Source organism: Burkholderia mycopellens, from assembly GCF_964265025.1.
Taxonomy (GTDB): Bacteria; Pseudomonadota; Gammaproteobacteria; order Burkholderiales; family Burkholderiaceae; genus Burkholderia.
Genome location: NZ_OZ183803.1, coordinates 1,258,054 through 1,276,220, shown reverse-complemented (window position 1 = coordinate 1,276,220; position 18,167 = coordinate 1,258,054). Strand labels below are relative to the sequence as shown.

The following is an 18,167-nucleotide window of genomic DNA, read 5'->3' as shown; positions in this document are numbered from 1 at the left end:
GCGCCTCTCCTGAAACGATTCGACATGCGCCGACTCGCCCTTCCGTTCGCTATCGCCCTGATCGCCGGCTCCATCGCCACGGCCCGCGCCACGCCGCCCGCACCGGCGGGTTCGCCCGCGCCGCCGCCGGCCGTCCAGACCGCGACGACCCCGTCGGCCGCCCAGGAACCCGCCCTCAATCCGGGCAGCAGCGTCGTGCTGCGCACGTTCCGCTCGGCGTCGCTGAAGCGCGACTGGTCGTACACGGTCTACCTGCCGCCCGGCTACAACCCGGAAGGCGCGCGCTACCCGGTGATGTACCTGCTGCACGGCAACGCCGGCAATGCGAACGACTGGGTCACGCAGGGCCGGCTGCAGGCCACCGCCGACACGCTGATCGAGCGTCGCGAGATTCCGCCGGTCGTGATCGTGATGCCGCAGGGCGGCACCGACTGGTACGTCGACCGCAAGGAGAAGATGCAGAGCGCGTTCCTCAACGACCTGCTGCCCGAGGTCGAAGCGCACTTCGCAGTGTCGAACCAGCGCGCGGGCCGCGCGATCGGCGGCGTGTCGATGGGCGGCTTCGGCGCGCTGCGCTTCTCGCTGCTCGAACCCGGGCTGTTCTGCGGCGCGATGCTGCTGAGCCCCGCGATCTATGCGAACGAGCCGCCGCTCAATTCCGCCGCGCGCTATGTCGGCGTGTTCGGCGACCGGCAGTTCGACCCGCGCGTGTGGCACGAACTCAACTACCCGGCGCTGATGCGCGGCTATTTCGCGCGCAGCTGGCGGATTCCGATGTTCATCGCGGCCGGCGACGACGACCTGACGATCCAGGCCGAATCGAGCGTGCTGTACACGCACCTGCGCCGCGCGCAGAACCCGGCCGAGCTTCGCATCGTCGACGGCGGGCATACGTGGGACGTCTGGCGCGGGCTGCTCGGGCAGGGGTTGAAGTACGCGCTCGAGTGCGTGAAATGACGGCGGGCGGGCGCTGCCCCGCCCGTTTTCGTCAGGCTGGCCGGTGACCGGCGGGCCGCCGGCCCGAGTCGTGCCCTGCGCCCGCCATCCCGGCGCGCCTGTCGCGCCGGATGGCGCGCTCAAGATCGCGCGGGCTCAAAGCCACGTGCCGCCCTGCCGTTCGCTCGGCTCCCCGGCCAGCGCGTCGAAATCGTGAATCCAGTCCAGGTGATGCAGCACGCTGTCGCGCTCGGCCAGACGCGCATTGCGCGCCTGCGCGGCCGGCCCGTCGGGCAGGTGCAGCACATCGGCCACGGAGATCGACGCGTACTGCACCTTGCGCGTGCGGCCGCGGCGCAGCCGCTCGTACGCTTCCTGCGCTTCGCGCCAGTTGCCCGGCCCGGCCTGCGCCAGTTGCGCCGCCAGCACCACCGCATCCTCGATCGACTGATTCGCGCCCTGCCCGTGGTGCGGCACCAGCGCATGCGCGGCGTCGCCGATCAGCGTCACGCGCCCGCGGCTCCAGCGGCCGAGCGGCGGCCGGTGGAACAGGCCCCAGCGCTGGCTGATCGGCACGGCGGTGATCATCTGCACCACCGCCGGATGCCAGTTCCTGAACACGCGCAGTTGCTCGCCCTCTTCCGACGGCATCACCCAGTCGCGCGACGGCCACGGTGACGGGTGACGCTCGACCAGCAGGAAATTCTGGTCGCCGCCGTCGCCGATCGGATAGTGCAGCAGGTGCCCGTGCGGCCCGATCCAGTACTGCAGCGTTTCGGGATCGGGCAACAGGCTCAGCCGCGCGGCCGGCACCACGCCGCGAAAACCCGAACAGCCCGAATACAGCGCATCGTCGTAGCCGAGCATCCAGCGCCGCGTGATCGAGCGCGCGCCGTCCGCTCCGATCACGAGATCGGCATCGACGCGCACACCGTTGTCGAACGACAGCGTGACGCGATCGGGATGCTGGGCGAGATCGGTCAGCCGATGGCCGAGACGAATGGATTCGAGGCCGACCGCCCTGGACAGCACGGCCTGCAGGTCCGCGCGATGCACGCCCCAGTACGCGCCGCCGAATTGCCGGCGATAGTCGGGGTCGCCCCGATGACGGCCGATCACCGCGCCGCTGCGTCCGTCGCGATAGACGAGCCCCGGGATGTCCGCGCACACCGCATCGAAGGCCGCACGCAATCCCATGCGTTCGTAGAAGCGCGTCGCATTGGCCGACAGCGCGACGGCCGCGCCGACTTCGCGCAACACCTCCGTCTGCTCGTAAAGCTGCGCATCGATGCCGTGCTCGCGCAAGGCGAGCGCGAGCGTCAGGCCGCCGATCCCGGCGCCGACGATCGCAATCTTCAGGTTCGTCTGCATGATGAAGGTGTCTCCGATATTCCGATGTGGGGTCTGCGGCTTGCGCAGCGGTCATGTCGATTGCATGGGCCGTATCGGTATTCTCGGGAGCGGACTTTCATCCCGCAATAAAATGACTGGAATCTGCTTCATCACTGGATGCAATGAACCCGGCGAGGCCCAACCCATGGAACTGAGCGATATCGACCTCAACCTGCTGCTGCTTTTCCAGCGGCTGATGCAGGAACGGCGCGTGTCGAGCGTCGCCGCGCAGATGAACATGAGCCAGCCGGGCGTGAGCAACGCGCTCGCGAAGCTGCGGCGCCGGCTCGGCGATCCGCTGTTCGTGCGCGGGCCCGGCGGCGTGGTGCCGACGCCGTTCGCGCTGCGCCTCGCGGAACCCGTGTCGCACGCGCTCGCGACGCTGCATGCCGCGCTCAATCCCGAGACCGGTTTCGATCCGCAGCGCGCCACGCGCACGCTGACGATCGGCATGACCGACATCGGCGAAGTCGTGTTCCTGCCGGCGCTGCTCGAACACCTGTCGCAAGCGGCGCCGGGCATCGCGCTCAATACCGTGCGCGACACGAGCGTCAACCTCGGCGACGAAATGGCCGACGGCCGCGTCGATCTCGCGATCGGCCTGCTGCCGCAGCTCAAGGGCGGCTTCTATCAGCGCCGGCTGTTCGATCAGCGCTATGTGTGCCTGTTCCGGCGCGGCCATCCGCTCGAGGAAGCGCCGATGACGGTCGACGCGTGGCGCAATGCCGAGCACCTGGTCGTGGTATCGGCCGGCACCGGTCACGGGCAGGTGGACGAATGGCTGAAGCGCCGCCGCGTGGCGCGCCAGGTGCGGCTCACGGTGCCGCATTTCATGAGCGTCGGCTACATCCTGCAGCGCACCGACCTGATCGCGACGGTGCCCGAGCATCTCGCGCAGCAGCTCGCCGCACCGTTCTCGCTGGGCTGGCGCGCGTTGCCCGTCACGGTGCCGGGCGCGCCGATTCACATGCTCTGGCATACGCGGGTCAACCAGGACGAGGGAAACCGGTGGCTGCGCGACGTGGTGGTCGATCTGTTTGCGGAAACGGGTGCGCGGGCAAGGAAGGCCACGCCCGGCCGGAAGAAATAGCCGAGACCATCGCGCCATCGAGGGTGCTTTACGATGTCGCTCGAACCTGCGCGCCGCGCATTTCGACTACATTGCCGAAGGTGGCGACGATCCCGGTCATCGGCCGCGTTGCCCCTCTTTCAACCAGCAGGAAATCAAGCCATGTCTGTCCCGAAAAAAATCGCAGCCGTCACGGGCGCCGGCTCCGGCATCGGTCGCGCAGTGGCCATCGCGCTCGCCCAAGCGGGATTCACCGTCGCGCTGCTCGGACGCACGGAGGAATCGCTGCGCGCAACGCAGGATGCGATCCGCACCGCCGGCGGCGACGCGCAAGTGTTTCCTGCAGACGTCACCGATGAAGCGTCGGTCGACCACGCGTTCGCACGGATCGCGCAGCAGTTCGGCCGGCTCGACGTGCTGTTCAACAATGCCGGCCGCAACGCCCCGCCGGTTTCACTCGACGAATACGAATTCGATGTGTGGAACGGCGTCGTCGCGACGAACCTGACCGGTGTCTTCCTGTGTGCGCGGGCCGCGTGGCGCCTGATGAAAGCGCAGACGCCGCAGGGCGGCCGGATCATCAACAACGGCTCGATCTCGGCGCACGCGCCGCGCCCCGACACGATTGCGTACACGGCCACCAAGCATGCGGTGACCGGAATCACCAAGTCACTGGCGCTCGACGGCCGCCGGTACAACATCGCGTGCGGCCAGATCGACATCGGCAACGCAGCGACGTCGCTCACGGAACGGATGACGCAAGGCGTCCCGCAGGCGGATGGCAGCCTCGCGCCCGAGGCGCGCATGGACGTCACGCATGTCGCGAGCGCGGTCGTCCAGATGGCGAACCTGCCGCTGGACACGAACATCCTGAACATGACGATCATGGCGACCGCGATGCCGTTCGTCGGTCGGGGCTAAACGAAGCGCTCGCGACGCCCAGTCCCGGCCGGTCCGCAGCGGGAGACGTCACCCGCCCATGATTGCTGACGACGTCATGTGCTGTCGGGCGAACTCGAGCTGCACTTCAAGCACGGCGAACCGACGCGGTTGCGCGCCGGTGAGCGCGCTGATCTCGTCGCATCGGCCGCATGCGTACGTGGCGCCGTCACCCGAAGGCGCGACGCTGCTCGTGGTGCTCATGCCGCCGAGTCAGGCACCGGCGAAGCCTCTGTCGCCGTAGCCTGGCGCCGTGCGTCAGCCGGTCCGGGTTTTCTTGCCGGTGGACGGCGGCTTGACGATGACGAACTGACGACGATCCTTGCCCCTGATCCAGAGCGGCGCATTGCCGCGCCCGCTCCACTCCTTTCCGCTCGCCGGATCGCGATAGCGCGCCGGCAGCACTTTCACGACGTACGAACCCCGGCTGCCGTTGCGGCCGACCAGGTCGCGATGCTTGATCGCATAGGTATCCATCAACGAGTGAACCGCCGCGATCGCATCGACGCGTTCGCGCGCGCGTGCTCGCTCGATTTCCTCGTCCAGTTCGGCCAGCTCGACTACGAGCTGTGCATAGGTCTTGCTCGCGCTCATCTTCTTCATGCCCGCATCCACATCTGCATGCGAACCATCATGATTCGCATCACTAACTGACTGTTTCACGACGCCCCGTGACGACGGGATCCACTCGATCGGCAAGCGGCTCGCGTCGGCGCGTCGAAGCACGCGACACGCGGGCAACGACATACCGCCGCGCACAGTGCGCGCCCCCGCGTCGGCCCGAGCGTCCGCCCGGGGAATCCTCGCGGTAGACGTCCGGCGACACAATCGCGCCCTGCGTTTCAAATATCAAGTGATATTTGAAACGCGATCGTAATAGTATCTATCTCAAATATCAACTGATATCCTGCCTGCCATGAACATGCCCTCCCTTCCCCCGCGGCTGAGCCGCGAAGAAAGCCGACAGCAGACCCGCGCCCATTTGCTCGCGGCGGCGAAGCGGCTGTTCGTCGATCGCGGGTTCGGCGGCACGTCGCTCAGGGATATCGCGGCCGAGGCCGGTTATACGCAGGGCGCGTTCTATTCGAATTTCGCGAGCAAGGAGGAATTGTTCGTCGAACTGATGCGGGAGCGTTCGACGACGCAGGTGGCCGACATCGCGCGGGCGCTGAGCGACCCGTCTGCGTCCGGGGAGGACATTCTGAATGCGCTGGAAGCCTGGTCGCGGACTGTCGATGCCGAGCCCGAGTGGTCGGTCCTGGGCGTCGAGTTCAAGCTTCAGGGGCGGCGCAACCCGGCGTTCGCAGCGGCGTCGCAGGCGTTACTGGACGGCCACCGCGATGGCCTCGCCTATTGCATCGAACAGATTTTCGCGAGGATGAAGAAGGTGCCGCCCGAATCGCCGGCCGTCCTGGCCGTGTCGTTCATGGGGCTCTCGCAAGGCCTGTCGCTCCAGCGGTCGATCCTGTCAGAAGTGCCGATCGGGCACATGATCATGGTGTTCCTGCGCAGCCTGCTGGCGGCGGCAGCGCCGGTGCGCTGACCGGCGAGGTTGCAAGCGATCACGGGGATGGCCGGCGCCGCGATGGAGCCGGTTCGCGCGTGACGCGGTTCGCCGCGTTGCGGTCGTTCGCCGTACCCGATGCTGCCCGTATCCGGGCAGCACTGTGCTGCCGCGCGTTGATCGCAGGTCATTCACGAACGACGCGATGCTGCGGCGATGCACCGCATGCAAACGTGCGTCGTCACGCTCGCAGGATATCCTCGGCAACCCGTTCGAACGGTACGCGTCCTTGCCGAAGCTCGACCGCTTGGTCGCTCCCGAAATCGATATGGCCGCTGTTCAGCCCTCGATTCAGTTCGATGAATCCATCGATTGCAGCAATCGAGAACGGATGCATCGCGAGTACCCCGGCCCATGCGGACGGCTCAAGCGCGACCGGCCGCACCGGCCGATTCAGCAGGCGTGAAAAGATGTCCGCGATGTCGCCGGGCGAATATGCCGTCGGCCCTTCGAGCCCGATCTTCCGGATACCCATCCAGTCCTCACGCAGAACGTCCGCCGCGACGCGGCCGATATCCTCGGTCGCGACCATCGGAATGGCACGCTCGACCGGCGCGAGCAGGCTTGGCAAGATGCCCTCTGTGCGGACCGGATCGACAACACGTGCCCAGTTTTCCATGAAGTACGCGGCACGCAGGAACGTGACCGGGATTCCCAGTTCGGCCAGCCGACGCTCCGCGGTCCTGTTGGTCGCGATCACGCCGGTGCCGTCCGGCCGGTCCGCGCCGACCGACGACAACAGCACGAGCTTGGGCAGGCCCGATGCGCGGACCGCTTCTGCAACGGCGCGCGCCGTCACGTCCGCATGATCGAACAGATTCTCAAGCGCATAGTTGGGCGGCTTGACCAGATACGCGCCGCGCGCGCCGGTCAACGCTTGCGTCAGTGCGGCCGAATCGGCCAGGTCGGCGACCGCCACCTCCGCGCCCTGCGCGACCCAGCGCGCCGCCTTCGCGCGATCGCGCACGACCACGCGAACCGCAACGCCTGCATCAATCAGCGCCTGGGCCGCGACGGCTCCCGTGCGCCCGGTGACACCCGTGACAACGTACATATGCTCTCCAGACAGCCGCCCCACCCGTTGGAGCGATGGCTTCGATGATGTACGCTGACCTCACATAACTCAAATGCATACCGATCATGTCCAGCATGCACGAACTGGATTTACGTTCCGTCGACCTCAACTTGCTCAAGCTGCTCGACGCGTTGCTCAAGGAGCACAGTGTCACACGCGCCGGCATGCGGCTCGGTCTGACTCAGCCCGCCGCGAGCCGCGCGTTGGGCCGACTGCGCACACTGCTCGACGATCGCGTCGTCGTGCGCACGCCGAAGGGGCTGGAATTCACGCCGCGCGCGGCATCGCTGGCGCTGCGCGTCTCGCGCGTGCTGGCGGAAGCGGCCAGCATCGTCGCGCCCGAAAGATTCGATCCCGCCACCGCGCGCGGGCAGTTCTCGATCGCGTGCCTCGACCACATGGCGCTAACGCTGATTCCAGACGTGAATGCGCGACTGGAACAACGCGCGCCGGGGCTGAATCTCGAAGTACCGCCGTCCCGCGGCAACAACGTCGAACTCGTGGCGGACGGCACGGCTGGCATCGCGCTTGGCGCATTCGAAGACGATGCGTTGCCCGCAGGCTTCTATCGTCGAACGCTCTACGACGACAGCCTGGTCTGCATCATTCGAACCGGGCATCCGATCCTGTCGGCGCGACTGACGCCTGGGCGTTTCGCGGCGTTGTCGCACGTGTTGGTGACGATCGGCGGCCGGGGCGGTGAGTTGGTCGACGCGGCTCTCGCGCGGCACGGGCTGCACCGGCGAATCGCGATGCGGTTGCCGCACTTTCTGGTAGCGCCGATGGTCGTCGCGAAGAGCGACATGGCGCTGGTGCTGCCGCGCCGCCTCGCGCAGCACGTCGCGTTGTCGATGCCGGTCACGCTTGTGGAATTGCCGGTCGATGTGCCGCATTTCGCGCTGTCGATGATCTGGCATGAGCGCACGCACGACGATGCCGCGCATGCGTGGCTACGCGCTCAGATCGTCGATATTGTGCAGGCGATAGAACCATAGGCGCCGTGCGCGATCACCCGCAACGCATTGGCCTTGACGCGATCCACTTCTCCCTCAAACATCCGGATCCGGAATCCGTGTGTCACGAGATCATTCAGCGTTGATCAGTCCTCCCAACGTGCCCTCGGACGAGGCAATCTACGAGGGCTTGACGGACAAGCCTCGAATTTTCAGTCGATCGATTGCCGTCGCTTTTTCCCTTCCAGCCGGCCTTGCCGAGCGCCGTGAACCGCGGGCCGTTGCGACACGAGACCTCGCGGCCCATCATCACGCCATCGGCACCCCGCCGCCGAATCCGTCGCGTCGTCAACTCGAATCGCCCCGCCTGTCGACCGCTCGCCACCGCTCACAGCGACGGACAAATACCGTTGTCGACCGGCCGCATGCGCGAATCCAACGCGAAAACTGAAAGACTGAATTGCTGCTGCGCGAGCGATCGACGCCGCTATATTGTCGACGACCAGCCCTTTCACAAAGGACTGCGAACAATATCCGTCAACCTCCAATCGAGACATCCATCCATGAATAAAACGACACGGCTGCTGCGCATGACTTGCGCGCTCGCCTGCTGCGGCCTGTTCTCCCACGCGCATGCGCAAAGCAGCGTCACGCTGTACGGCATCGTCGACACCGGGATCGACTTCGCGTCGAACGTCGGCGACCAGCACCTGTGGCAGATGGCGAGCGGCGTCAGCGCCGGCAGCCGCTGGGGGCTGCGCGGCCGGGAAGATCTGGGTGGCGGGCTCGCCGCGATCTTCGATCTCGAAAGCGGCTTCAATTCCACGAACGGCGGGCTCGGCAGCGGCCTCGCGTTCTCCCGCAACGCCTACGCCGGGCTGTCGAGCGAGCGCATGGGCACGCTGACGCTCGGCCGCCAGTGGGATCCGGTCGTCGACCTGATCGAGCCGTACTCGCTGAACAGCTATTACGGCGGCTGGTATTTCTCGCACCCGAACGACATGGACAACCTCGACAACGGCTTTGCGGTCAGCAATGCCGTCAAATACACGAGCCCGACGATCGCCGGCTTCACCGGCGAGGCGCTCTACTCGTTCGGCGGCCAGCCCGGCCGCTTCTCCGACAACTCGGCCTACAGCGCGGCCGTCGCGTATACGAACGGGCCGTTCTCGGCCGGCGTCGGCTATCTGCGCGTCAACGATCCGGAGCAGGCGGTGCAGAGCTACCAGAACGGCGACGGCTACACGAACGCGGTATACGGCAACTATCTCGAGAACGCGCGCAGCCAGAATATCTTCGCGGCAGGCGCGTCGTACCAGATCGGCAAGGTCAAGCTGATGGGCAACTTCAGCAACGTCGATTTCCAGCAAGGCGACGACGAGCAGGACGTGAAGTTCCAGAACTACGAGATCGCCGGCACGCTCGCGGCCACGAGCCAGCTCAACTTCGGCCTCGGCTATACCTACACGACCGGCCGTGACCATGCGACCGGCCAGGAGCCGAAATACCGGCAGCTGAACGCGAGCGCCGAGTACGAACTGTCGAAGCGCACGGCCGTCTACGCGCTCGCGGCGCTGCAGATGGCGTCGGGCGGCGCCGTCGCGCAGGTCGCGGGCTTCGATCCGTCGTCGAACGGCCGTCAGGCGGTCGGCCGGATCGGGCTGCGTCATACGTTCTAGGCGACTTTGCGTCCGGCCCGGCTTCCGACGTTCCGGAAGCCGGGTCCGGCATCGCATCGATCGACACGCCAGCCGCCAGCCGCCCGTCGCACCGTCGCGCGGCGACGCATCATCCGCCGGTCCCCGGGGCCGGCGCAACTGACGAACACGCCGGGTCAGTTCGGCAGGCTGATCGCCAGTTGCTCATCCTCGAGCAGTTGCGTGAGCGACCCGTGCAGGCGCTCGAGGCTCCGCGGCGGCAGCGCGAAGCTCGCCCAGCCGAGCCCCGTGTGCCGCAGCAACAGCACCGCGCCGCCGTACAGCGGATGGCGCTCCGCATACCAGCACGGGTCCATTTCCGTCACGAATTGCTGCGCGCGCGGCGGCATCTCGGGCACCGCCGGCTGCATCGACGCGCGCAGCAGGCTCAGATACTGGATGACCGCGTCGACGTCCTCCGGATCGAGCACCGCGGCGCCACGTTCGATCGACACCAGCACCACCGGCTTGCCGTGCTCCTGGATCATCTTGATACTCAGCGGCTGCGTCATTTCTGCGTTCCTTGTCACGACTTATATCGTCCTATTATCGGCAGCCGCGCCACACGCTCACCTGAAGATTCGGTGTCGCTTCATGAAGTTTTTTTTAGATGACGAACGACGCCGGGAAACCGTTCGTCGTGTGCTTGAGCAGCAGATACCCCGCCTCCCCCGCCGCTTCCTTAAACGAAATTTCATCCATCCCGCGTCGTTTTTTAAGCGTGAGCGGCAGGCACGCATCCCATAATCGGCTCGCTACCCTGCCGCTCACGCGTTGCAGGACGCGCCGATCGATCATCGCCGGCGCATGCCTCCCAACCCCACCCTTGCGCGGATCATGAATCAACTGCAAGCGATGCGTGTCTTCACGCGCGTAGTCGAGTTGTCGAGTTTCAATCTCGCCGCCCGCCAGCTCGGGATGTCCGCTGCCGCGGTCACGCGCAGCGTCGGCATGCTCGAAGCGCACCTGAACATGCGCCTGCTGAACCGGACGACCCGCAGCCTGTCCCTCACCGAGACCGGCCGCGAATACCTCGACGGTTGCCGCACGATCATCGAGAAGCTCGACGAGATCGAATCGAACCTCGTGCAGGCCACCCGCGACCCGCGCGGCACGCTGCGGATCGCGGCGTCGGCGACCTCCGTCGCGGCCGGCCTCGGCCTCCTGCTGTCGGCGTATCGCGCCGCCCATCCGCGTGTCCGGTTCGACGTGACGACGTTCGACACGCATGTCGACATGGTCGAGGGCGGCTACGACGTCTGCTTCTGCGACGATCGCCGCCTGATCAACGCGACCTTCGTCTCGCGCATGCTGATGAGCGTGCGCGACGTGGTCGTCGCGTCGCCCGAGTACCTCGCGCGCCACGGCACGCCGAACGACCCCGGCGAACTGAACGAACACAGCCTGCTGACCGTGTCGAACGGCACGGCCCGCAGCTGGGAGTTCTCCGACGTCGACGGCGCCTACCGCGTCTATACCGGCAACGCGCTGGCGTCGTCCGGCAGCATGATGGTGCGGATCGCGGCGCTCAATCACATGGGCATCACGCAATTGCCGCATCCGCTCGTCGCCGACGATATCGCGCGCGGCACGCTGCTGCCGCTGCTCGAACGTTACGAAGTCAACGGCGGCCCGCGCTGCGTGTCGATGCTTTACCCCAGCCGCAACTATCTGTCGACGAAAGTGCGCAGCTTCATCGACTACGTGGTCGACCACTATCGCGCGCTCGAACGCGACACCGTGCAGCTCTCCGCCGCCTGACGCCCCGGGACGCTCCGTCGATGACACGCATCCTGACGATCGAAGACGATCCGCTGATCGCGGATCACATCACGCGCGCGCTGCGAGCCGCCGGCCACCAGGTGGACGTCGCGCGCACCGGCCGCGACGGCATGGCCCGCGCGATGAGCGCCGACTACGACGTCGTCACGCTCGACCGCATGCTGCCGGATCTCGACGGCCTCACGATCCTCGCGACGATGCGCGGCGTCGGCCTCGACACGCCGGTGCTCGTGATGAGCGCGATGTCCGATGTCGACCAGCGCATCCAGGGGCTGCGCGCGGGCGGCGACGACTATCTCGTCAAGCCGTTCTCGCTCGACGAGATGTGCGCGCGCATCGACGTGCTGATCCGTCGGCGGCCGCGCGGCGCGCAGGTCGAGACGGTGCTGCGCGCCGGCGAGCTCGAACTCGACCTGGTGCGGCGTCGCGTCACGCTCGGCGGGCACGAGCTCGCGCTGCTGCCGACCGAATGGCGCGTGCTCGAATTCATGATGCGCCACGCGGGGCGCGTGCTCACGCGCACGATGATCTTCGAAGCGGTATGGGGCTGCCGCTTCGATCCGGGCACGAACCTGATCGACGTGCACGTCGGCCGCCTGCGCAAGAAGGTGAACCGGCCCGGCGCCGGGCCATTGATCCGCACGATCCGCGGCTCGGGCTACATGCTCGGCTGAATCGGGCCGCCGCCACCTAAAACTTGTTTCATCTTTTTAGCGACCGGCTGTTAGGGGCCGCTCCGCAGAATGCGGTCATCGGCTGCGCATCGGTGTTTTCCCGAGGCCGCGCGCATCCGGCTCTTCTTCACGACGCTTTTGAACGGAGCAGCACCCCATGCTGAAAATTGTCCGGCTCGCGCTTGTCCGGCCCTATACGTTCGTCGTGCTGGCGCTGCTGATCCTGATCGCAGGTCCGCTCGCGGCGGTGCGCACCCCCATCGACATCTTCCCGGACATCCGCATTCCGGTGATCAGTGTCGTCTGGAACTATTCCGGCCTGCAGCCGGACGACATGTCCGGCCGGATCGTCACGTACTACGAGCGCACGCTCGGCACCACGGTCAACGACATCCAGCACATCGAATCCCAGTCGTTCCGCAGCTTCGGCATCGTCAAGATCTTCTTCCAGCCGACCGTCGACATCCGCACGGCCACCGCGCAGGTCACGTCGATCTCGCAGACGGTGCTCAAGCAGATGCCGCCCGGCACCACGCCGCCGCAGATCCTCAACTACAACGCGTCGACCGTGCCGGTGCTGCAGATCGCGCTGAGCAGCAACACGCTCGACGAGCAGAAGCTGGAGGACTACGCGGAGAACTTCATTCGCCCGCAGCTGCTGTCGGTGCCCGGCGTCGCGATTCCGACGCCATATGGCGGCAAGGCGCGGGAGGTGCAGATCGACCTCGATCCGCAGGCGCTGCAGTCGAAGGGGCTGTCGGCGCAGGACGTCGCGCACGCGCTCGCGCAGCAGAACCAGATCATCCCGGCCGGCACGCAGAAGATCGGCCGCTTCGAATACAACATCAAGCTCAACAACAGCCCGCTCGCGCTCGACGCGCTGAACGACCTGCCGATCAAGTCGGTCGGCGGCACGACCCTCTATATCCGCGACGTGGCGCACGTGCGCGACGGCTTCCCGCCGCAGAGCAACATCGTGCGCGTCGACGGCCATCGCGCCGTGCTGATGAGCATCCTGAAGAACGGCTCGGCGTCGACGCTCGACATCATCGCGGGCGTGAAGGCCAAGCTGCCGCTGATCGAACAGACGCTGCCGCCGGGCCTGAAGCTCGTCACCATGGGCGACCAGTCGACCTTCGTGAAGGGCGCCGTCAGCGGCGTGGCGCGGGAAGGCATCATCGCCGCCGCGCTGACCTCGCTGATGATCCTGCTGTTCCTCGGCTCGTGGCGCTCCACGTTGATCATCGCCGCGTCGATTCCGCTGGCCGTGCTCTCGGCGATCGCGCTGCTCGCGGCCACCGGAGAAACGCTCAACGTGATGACGCTCGGCGGCCTCGCGCTGGCGGTCGGGATCCTGGTCGACGACGCGACGGTGACGATCGAGAACGTGAACTGGCACCTCGAACAGGGCAAGGACACCCGTGCCGCGATCGTCGACGGCGCGAAGCAGATCGTGATGCCCGCACTGGTCTCGCTGCTGTGCATCTGCATCGTGTTCGTGCCGATGCTGATGCTCGACGGCATCTCGCGCTTCCTGTTCGTGCCGATGGCCAAGGCCGTGATCTTCTCGATGGTGTCGTCGTTCGTGCTGTCGCGCACCTTCGTGCCGATGCTCGCGCAATACCTGCTCAAGCCGCACGCATCGGCCGGCCATGCGTCGGGCGAAATGGCCGCGATCATGGATCCGCACGCTGGCCACGCAGGCGCGCACGACGTGCCGCCCTCGTCCAATCCGCTGGTGCGCTTCCAGCGCGCGTTCGAGCGCCGCTTCGAGGCCGTGCGCGCGTCGTACCGGATCCTGCTGGGCCTCGCGCTCACGCGCCGCAAGCCGTTCGTCATCGGGTTCCTGTGCGTGGTGGCCGCGTCCTTCGTGCTCGCGCCGTGGCTCGGCCGCAACTTCTTCCCGGCCATCGACTCGGGCGAGATCTCGCTGCACGTGCGCGCGCCGGTCGGCACGCGCGTCGAGGAAACCGCCGCCGAGTTCGACCACATCGAGAACACGATCCGCGGCGTGATTCCGCCGTCGCAGTTGCGCGCGATGATCGACAACATCGGCCTGCCGAAGAGCGGGATCAACCTGACCTACAACAACAGCGGCACGCTCGGGCCGCAGGATGGCGACATCCTGATCTCACTGTCGAAGGATCACGCGCCGACCGCCGGTTACGTGCGCACGCTGCGCGAACTGCTGCCGCGCGCCTATCCGGGCACCACGTTCTCGTTCCTGCCCGCCGACATCGTCAGCCAGATCCTCAATTTCGGCTCGCCCGCCCCGGTCGACCTGCAGGTGGCCGGCCCCAACCAGCGCGCGAACCTCGAGTACGCACGCGAGCTGTACCGCAAGCTGCGCCTGATCGCAGGCATCGCCGACACGCGCATCCAGCAGGCCAGCACCTACCCGCAGTTCACGGTGGCGGTCGACCGCACGCGCGCCGACCAGCTCGGCATCACCGAGCAGGACGTGACGAACTCGGTGGTCGCGACGCTGGCCGGCACCAGCCAGGTCGCCCCGACCTACTGGCTCAATCCGCGCAACGGCGTGTCCTACCCGATCGTCGCGCAGACGCCGCAGTACCGGATGACCACGCTGTCGGCACTGCAGAACCTGCCCGTCACCGGGGCAAGCGGCCAGTCGCAGCTGCTCGGCGGCCTGGCCACGATCACGCGCGGCGTCGGCAACGCGGTGGTGTCGCACTACAACATCGAGCCGCTGTTCGACATCTACGCGACGACCCAGGGCCGCGACCTCGGCGCGGTCGCGGCCGACATCGACGGCATCGTCAAGGCCACCGCGAAGGATCTGCCGAAGGGCTCGACCGTCACGCTGCGCGGCCAGGTGCAGACCATGAACGGCGCGTTCGCCGGCCTGCTGCTCGGCCTCCTCGGCGCGATCGCGCTGATCTACCTGCTGATCGTCGTGAACTTCCACTCGTGGGCCGATGCGTTCGTGATCGTCTCGGCGCTGCCGGCCGCACTGGCCGGCATCGTCTGGATGCTGTTCACCACGCACACGCCGCTGTCGGTGCCGGCGCTGACCGGCGCGATCCTGTGCATGGGCGTGGCGACCGCGAACTCGATTCTCGTCGTCAGTTTCGCGCGCGAGCGCCTGGCCGAAACCGGCAACGCGCTGGCGTCCGCACTCGAGGCCGGCTTCACGCGGTTCCGCCCGGTGCTGATGACGGCGCTCGCGATGATCATCGGCATGGCGCCGATGGCGCTCGGCCTCGGCGACGGCGGCGAGCAGAACGCGCCGCTCGGCCGCGCGGTGATCGGCGGCCTTGCGTGCGCGACGATCGCGACGCTGTTCTTCGTTCCCGTCGTGTTCAGCCTCGTGCATCGGCGCGACGCGCTGAAGCACGACGCTTCCCGCGCTTCCTCCCCTTCCGCGTCCGGAGCTTCCCATGTCCACTGAGATCGATATCAAGTCGCCGAAACGGCTGCCCAACCTCAAGCTCGTCGCCACGATCACCGCGCTGATCGCGGTCGGCATCGTGACGACCGGCGTCGTCGGCCGCGCGCACGCGAAACAGGAAATGACGACCTGGTCCGCCGAGCAGGCCGTGCCGACCGTGGTCGCCTACACGCCGTCGACCGGCGCCGACAGCAGCACGCTGGTGCTGCCGGGCCATCTGTCCGCGTTCGAAAGCGCGCCGATCCACGCGCAGGTGTCGGGCTACCTGCATGCGTGGTACACCGACATCGGCGCGCACGTGAAGTCGGGCCAACTGCTCGGGCTGATCGACACGCCCGAGCTCGACCAGCAGCTGCAGCAGGCGCGCGCCGACCTGCAGAGCTCGCTCGCCAACGAGAAGCTGGCCGCGTCCACGGCCGCGCGCTGGACCAGGATGCTCGCTCAGGATTCGGTGTCGCAGCAGGAAACCGACGAGAAGACCAGCGACCTCGCCGCCAAGCAGGCGATCGTCGCGGCCAACGAGGCCAACGTGCGGCGCCTCGACGCGCTCGAGGCGTTCAAGCGCATCGTCGCGCCGTTCGACGGCGTGGTCACCGCGCGCAAGACCGATATCGGCCAGCTGATCTCGGCCGGCGGCGGCACGGGCCCCGAGCTGTTCGCCGTATCCGACGTGCACCAGATGCGCGTCTACGTCAGCGTGCCGCAGAACGAGGCGGCCGCGATCCGCCCCGGCATGACGGCCACGCTGACCGTGCCCGAGCATCCGGGCGAGACCTTCCATGCGACGCTCGCCGACACCGACGACTCGATCGCCGATTCGACCGGCACGCTGCTCGTGCAGTTGATGGTCGACAACCGCGACGGCAAGCTGATTCCGGGCGAATACACCGAAGTGCATTTCGCGCTGCCGGCCGGCAGCAGCCACGTGCTGACGATTCCGGCCAGCTCGCTGATCTTCCGGCAGGCAGGCCTGCAGGTCGCCGTGGTCGGCAAGGACAACCGCGCGGTATTCAAGCCCGTGACGGTCGCGACCGACCTCGGCACGCACGTGCAGATCGCGACCGGCCTCGCTCCGGACGATCGCGTGATCGACAACCCGCCCGACTCGCTGGCCGCGGGCGACCCGGTCAGGCTCGCGGCGCCGGCCCGCGCCGTCGCGGCGGCCGCGCGCGACACGGAGCGTGCGAATGGCTAACCGGGTTCGGCTCTGCGCGATGCTCGCCGGCATCGCGTTCCTCTCCGCGTGCTCGTTCGCGCCCGCCTATCACGCACCGCGGACGGCGTTGCCGGCCAGTTTCAAGGAAGTGGGCGGCTGGCAGACCGCTAAGCCGGCCGACCGCATCGCGCGCGACGGCTGGTGGAAGGCGTTCCGCGATCCGGTGCTCGACCGGCTCGAAGCGCAGGTGGCCGCGGCCAACCCCGACGTGGCCGCCGCCGTGGCCCGTCACGACGAAGCCGCCGCGCTGTTCGACCAGGCGCGCTCGGGGCTGTTTCCGACCATCGGCCTCGGCGCGCAGGTCTCGAGCAACCGGCAATCGGCCACGCGGCCGCTGCGCGGCTCGAACCAGCCGGACGTGTACGGCTCCAACACGCTCGACGCCGGCTTCGACTACGACCTCGACCTGTGGGGGAAAGTCCGCAACGAAGTCGCGGCCGGCCGCGCCGACGCGCAAGCCGGCGCCGACGATCTCGCGTCGGTGCGGCTGAGCCTGCAGGCCAGCCTCGCGAACGCGTACTTCAACCTGCGCGGGCTCGACCAGCAGCAGCAACTGCTGGCCGACACGATCGCCACCTACCGGCGCGCGCTGCAGTTGACGATGAGCCGGCACGAAGGCGGCATCGCGTCCGATCTCGACGTCTCGCGCGCCCGGACGCAGCTCGATTCGGCCCGTGCATCGGCCGAGGACGTGCGCGCGCGGCGCGCGCTCTACGAGCACTCGATCGCGACGCTCACGGGCGTACCGGCGTCGTCGTTCTCGCTGACGCCGGACCTGGGCGTCGCGTACCTGCCGACGATCCCGGCCGGCATTCCCGCCACGCTGCTGCAGCGGCGTCCCGACGTCGCGGCCGCCGAGCGCCGCATGGCGGCCGGCAACGCGAAGATCGGCGTGGTGCGTGCGGCGTTCTTCCCCGACATCACGCTCGGGCTGATCGGCGGGTACCAGAGTTCCGGGCTCGGCCACTGGCTCAGCGCGCCGAACGAGATCTGGTCGATCGGGCCCAGCCTTGCGCTGACGCTGTTCGACGGCGGCCGCCGCCAGGCGCTCACCGACCAGGCGCACGCGAAACTGGCCGAGAACGGCGCGCGCTATCGCGCGGTGGTGCTCGCCGCGTGCCAGCAGGTGGAGGACAACCTCGCGCTCACGCACCACCTCGGCGACGAAGCCGCTCGCGAGCAGGAAGCGCTCGACGCGGCCGAGCGCACGCTGCAGTTGTCGATGTCGCGCTATCGGGACGGCGTCGTCAGCTATCTCGACGTGGTGACGGCGCAAACCACCGAGCTCAATACGAAGGTCACGATGCTGGAACTGGACACGCGCCGGCAACTGGCGGCGGTGGGGTTGATCGCCGCGCTGGGCGGCGGGTGGTCGACGGATGAAGCCGCACCCGGGGCGCAGGCGCCGGCCGCGACGCCGGCCCGTTCCGCGACCTGACACCCTCGCGACACGCGGGA

At 67.6% G+C, this 18,167-nt stretch carries 17 protein-coding genes; 11 read left to right on the top strand and 6 right to left on the bottom strand.

All coding sequences use genetic code 11. The features are described 5' to 3' along the window. The first annotated feature begins 24 nt into the window (after window positions 1-24). A complete protein-coding gene (locus ACPTTC_RS24030) occupies window positions 25-957 on the top strand; it encodes an alpha/beta hydrolase (protein WP_175968572.1) in 933 nt (310 codons plus the stop codon). Window positions 958-1,092: 135 nt separating this feature from the next. Here ACPTTC_RS24030 and ACPTTC_RS24025 read toward each other — a convergent pair whose 3' ends face one another. Next, a complete protein-coding gene (locus ACPTTC_RS24025) occupies window positions 1,093-2,307 on the bottom strand; it encodes an FAD-dependent monooxygenase (protein ID WP_423394205.1) in 1,215 nt (404 codons plus the stop codon). A 166-nt stretch (window positions 2,308-2,473) separates the two neighbouring features. On the opposite strand from ACPTTC_RS24025, the gene ACPTTC_RS24020 reads away from it, so the two are divergent. Together ACPTTC_RS24020 and ACPTTC_RS24015 are read left to right on the top strand one after the other, a co-directional pair. After that, window positions 2,474-3,418 (top strand): LysR family transcriptional regulator, encoded by a 945-nt coding sequence (locus ACPTTC_RS24020; protein WP_423394204.1) that lies wholly within the window; start codon window positions 2,474-2,476, stop codon window positions 3,416-3,418. A gap of 141 nt (window positions 3,419-3,559) precedes the next feature. After that, a complete protein-coding gene (locus ACPTTC_RS24015) occupies window positions 3,560-4,318 on the top strand; it encodes an SDR family oxidoreductase (RefSeq protein WP_423394203.1) in 759 nt (252 codons plus the stop codon). A gap of 48 nt (window positions 4,319-4,366) precedes the next feature. Here the strand turns inward: ACPTTC_RS24015 and ACPTTC_RS24010 are convergent, their stop codons facing one another. Further along, window positions 4,367-4,540, bottom strand: a complete 174-nt coding sequence (locus tag ACPTTC_RS24010) for a hypothetical protein (RefSeq protein ID WP_423394202.1) — start codon at window positions 4,538-4,540, stop codon at window positions 4,367-4,369. Window positions 4,541-4,594: 54 nt separating this feature from the next. After that, on the bottom strand, window positions 4,595-4,939 hold the full coding sequence (locus tag ACPTTC_RS24005) for an H-NS family nucleoid-associated regulatory protein (protein WP_423394201.1): 345 nt from the start codon (window positions 4,937-4,939) through the stop codon (window positions 4,595-4,597). 313 nt (window positions 4,940-5,252) lie between these two features. Here ACPTTC_RS24005 and ACPTTC_RS24000 point away from each other — a divergent pair, with 313 nt between their 5' ends. Beyond that, window positions 5,253-5,879 carry a TetR/AcrR family transcriptional regulator gene (locus ACPTTC_RS24000; protein WP_423394200.1) on the top strand — a complete coding sequence of 209 codons (627 nt, stop codon included), beginning with the start codon at window positions 5,253-5,255 and terminating at the stop codon, window positions 5,877-5,879. A gap of 202 nt (window positions 5,880-6,081) precedes the next feature. Here ACPTTC_RS24000 and ACPTTC_RS23995 read toward each other — a convergent pair whose 3' ends face one another. Beyond that, window positions 6,082-6,978, bottom strand: a complete 897-nt coding sequence (locus ACPTTC_RS23995) for an NmrA family NAD(P)-binding protein (RefSeq protein WP_423394199.1) — start codon at window positions 6,976-6,978, stop codon at window positions 6,082-6,084. Window positions 6,979-7,040: 62 nt separating this feature from the next. Here ACPTTC_RS23995 and ACPTTC_RS23990 point away from each other — a divergent pair, with 62 nt between their 5' ends. Together ACPTTC_RS23990 and ACPTTC_RS23985 are read left to right on the top strand one after the other, a co-directional pair. After that, the gene (locus tag ACPTTC_RS23990) at window positions 7,041-7,970 is read left to right on the top strand and encodes a LysR family transcriptional regulator (protein ID WP_423394198.1); all 930 of its coding nucleotides are present in this window, start codon (window positions 7,041-7,043) and stop codon (window positions 7,968-7,970) included. A 548-nt stretch (window positions 7,971-8,518) separates the two neighbouring features. After that, the gene (locus ACPTTC_RS23985) at window positions 8,519-9,607 is read left to right on the top strand and encodes a porin (RefSeq protein WP_423395708.1); all 1,089 of its coding nucleotides are present in this window, start codon (window positions 8,519-8,521) and stop codon (window positions 9,605-9,607) included. 155 nt (window positions 9,608-9,762) lie between these two features. Here ACPTTC_RS23985 and ACPTTC_RS23980 read toward each other — a convergent pair whose 3' ends face one another. Both ACPTTC_RS23980 and ACPTTC_RS23975 read right to left on the bottom strand, forming a co-directional pair. After that, complete coding sequence (locus ACPTTC_RS23980) at window positions 9,763-10,137, bottom strand: hypothetical protein (protein ID WP_175957825.1); 375 nt, start codon at window positions 10,135-10,137, stop codon at window positions 9,763-9,765. 94 nt (window positions 10,138-10,231) lie between these two features. Continuing rightward, window positions 10,232-10,477 carry a hypothetical protein gene (locus ACPTTC_RS23975; RefSeq protein WP_423394197.1) on the bottom strand — a complete coding sequence of 82 codons (246 nt, stop codon included), beginning with the start codon at window positions 10,475-10,477 and terminating at the stop codon, window positions 10,232-10,234. On the opposite strand from ACPTTC_RS23975, the gene ACPTTC_RS23970 reads away from it, so the two are divergent. The 5 genes from ACPTTC_RS23970 (at window position 10,463) to ACPTTC_RS23950 (ending at window position 18,147) form a co-directional block, all read left to right on the top strand. Beyond that, window positions 10,463-11,386, top strand: a complete 924-nt coding sequence (locus tag ACPTTC_RS23970; protein WP_423394196.1) for a LysR family transcriptional regulator — start codon at window positions 10,463-10,465, stop codon at window positions 11,384-11,386. The two genes, ACPTTC_RS23975 and ACPTTC_RS23970, sit on opposite strands and share 15 nt — an antisense overlap. Window positions 11,387-11,406: 20 nt before the next feature. Beyond that, window positions 11,407-12,081: a response regulator transcription factor gene (locus ACPTTC_RS23965; RefSeq protein ID WP_423394195.1), complete on the top strand. Its 675-nt coding sequence runs from the start codon at window positions 11,407-11,409 to the stop codon at window positions 12,079-12,081. 157 nt (window positions 12,082-12,238) lie between these two features. Continuing rightward, complete coding sequence (locus ACPTTC_RS23960) at window positions 12,239-15,493, top strand: efflux RND transporter permease subunit (RefSeq protein WP_423394194.1); 3,255 nt, start codon at window positions 12,239-12,241, stop codon at window positions 15,491-15,493. Then, window positions 15,483-16,688, top strand: coding sequence for an efflux RND transporter periplasmic adaptor subunit (locus tag ACPTTC_RS23955; protein ID WP_423394193.1), 1,206 nt, complete (start codon window positions 15,483-15,485; stop codon window positions 16,686-16,688). The genes ACPTTC_RS23960 and ACPTTC_RS23955 overlap by 11 nt, the downstream gene beginning before the upstream one ends. Further along, complete coding sequence (locus ACPTTC_RS23950; protein WP_423394192.1) at window positions 16,681-18,147, top strand: efflux transporter outer membrane subunit; 1,467 nt, start codon at window positions 16,681-16,683, stop codon at window positions 18,145-18,147. Before ACPTTC_RS23955 ends, ACPTTC_RS23950 begins: the two co-directional genes overlap by 8 nt. The last annotated feature ends 20 nt before the right edge of the window (window positions 18,148-18,167 follow it).

What these genes read in the sequence shown, in the direction of transcription:
- ACPTTC_RS24005 (WP_423394201.1), bottom strand. Translation starts at nt 4,939, where the DNA reads ATGAAGAAGATGAGCGCGAGCAAGACCTATGCACAGCTCGTAGTCGAG.
- ACPTTC_RS23970 (WP_423394196.1), top strand. Translation starts at nt 10,463, where the DNA reads ATGAATCAACTGCAAGCGATGCGTGTCTTCACGCGCGTAGTCGAGTTG.
- ACPTTC_RS23980 (WP_175957825.1), bottom strand. Translation starts at nt 10,137, where the DNA reads ATGACGCAGCCGCTGAGTATCAAGATGATCCAGGAGCACGGCAAGCCG.
- ACPTTC_RS23960 (WP_423394194.1), top strand. Translation starts at nt 12,239, where the DNA reads ATGCTGAAAATTGTCCGGCTCGCGCTTGTCCGGCCCTATACGTTCGTC.
- ACPTTC_RS23985 (WP_423395708.1), top strand. Translation starts at nt 8,519, where the DNA reads ATGACTTGCGCGCTCGCCTGCTGCGGCCTGTTCTCCCACGCGCATGCG.
- ACPTTC_RS24020 (WP_423394204.1), top strand. Translation starts at nt 2,474, where the DNA reads ATGGAACTGAGCGATATCGACCTCAACCTGCTGCTGCTTTTCCAGCGG.
- ACPTTC_RS23950 (WP_423394192.1), top strand. Translation starts at nt 16,681, where the DNA reads ATGGCTAACCGGGTTCGGCTCTGCGCGATGCTCGCCGGCATCGCGTTC.
- ACPTTC_RS24010 (WP_423394202.1), bottom strand. Translation starts at nt 4,540, where the DNA reads ATGAGCACCACGAGCAGCGTCGCGCCTTCGGGTGACGGCGCCACGTAC.
- ACPTTC_RS24015 (WP_423394203.1), top strand. Translation starts at nt 3,560, where the DNA reads ATGTCTGTCCCGAAAAAAATCGCAGCCGTCACGGGCGCCGGCTCCGGC.
- ACPTTC_RS23965 (WP_423394195.1), top strand. Translation starts at nt 11,407, where the DNA reads ATGACACGCATCCTGACGATCGAAGACGATCCGCTGATCGCGGATCAC.
- ACPTTC_RS24030 (WP_175968572.1), top strand. Translation starts at nt 25, where the DNA reads ATGCGCCGACTCGCCCTTCCGTTCGCTATCGCCCTGATCGCCGGCTCC.
- ACPTTC_RS24000 (WP_423394200.1), top strand. Translation starts at nt 5,253, where the DNA reads ATGAACATGCCCTCCCTTCCCCCGCGGCTGAGCCGCGAAGAAAGCCGA.
- ACPTTC_RS24025 (WP_423394205.1), bottom strand. Translation starts at nt 2,307, where the DNA reads ATGCAGACGAACCTGAAGATTGCGATCGTCGGCGCCGGGATCGGCGGC.
- ACPTTC_RS23955 (WP_423394193.1), top strand. Translation starts at nt 15,483, where the DNA reads ATGTCCACTGAGATCGATATCAAGTCGCCGAAACGGCTGCCCAACCTC.
- ACPTTC_RS23990 (WP_423394198.1), top strand. Translation starts at nt 7,041, where the DNA reads ATGTCCAGCATGCACGAACTGGATTTACGTTCCGTCGACCTCAACTTG.